General features: G+C 73.7%; 1 protein-coding gene. It reads left to right on the top strand.

What is annotated here, in order from left to right:
* Positions 1–438: FUSC family protein (locus tag LPA54_RS39200; RefSeq protein ID WP_228985162.1), on the top strand; the 438-nt coding region annotated here is incomplete at both ends.

A 438-nucleotide genomic window follows, 5' to 3' on the forward strand; every position in this document is an offset into this window, starting at 1 on the left:
GGGCGTTCGTGAACACCACCTCGCGCGGCGAGACCCTGGTGCGCGGCTTCCGCCGCGTGCTGGGCACGGTCATCGGCGCCGGTCTCGCCCTGCTCGTCGCCGTCCCCGCGCACGGCGACACGGCGCTCACCGTGCTGGTCGTCGCCGTCTCCGTCTTCGGCATCTTCTACACGGCGGCCCTCTCGTACACCTGGATGATGCTCTGGGTGACGGTCCTCGCTGCCATGCTGTACGGCCTGCTGGGCGTGCTCACCCCGTCCCTGCTCGCCCTGCGCATGGCGGAGACCGGCATCGGCGCGCTCGGCGCGGCGCTGGCGGTGGTCCTCGTGCTGCCCGTGTCCACGCACAGCGTCACCGACGCCTGGATCCAGCGGGCGCTGCGCTGCGTGCACGCCTGCACGGCGCGGACGGCCGCACGGCTGGCCGGCGAACCGGACG

It is taken from the genome of Streptomyces sp. DH12 (genome assembly GCF_020873895.1).
GTDB lineage: Bacteria > Actinomycetota > Actinomycetes > Streptomycetales > Streptomycetaceae > Streptomyces.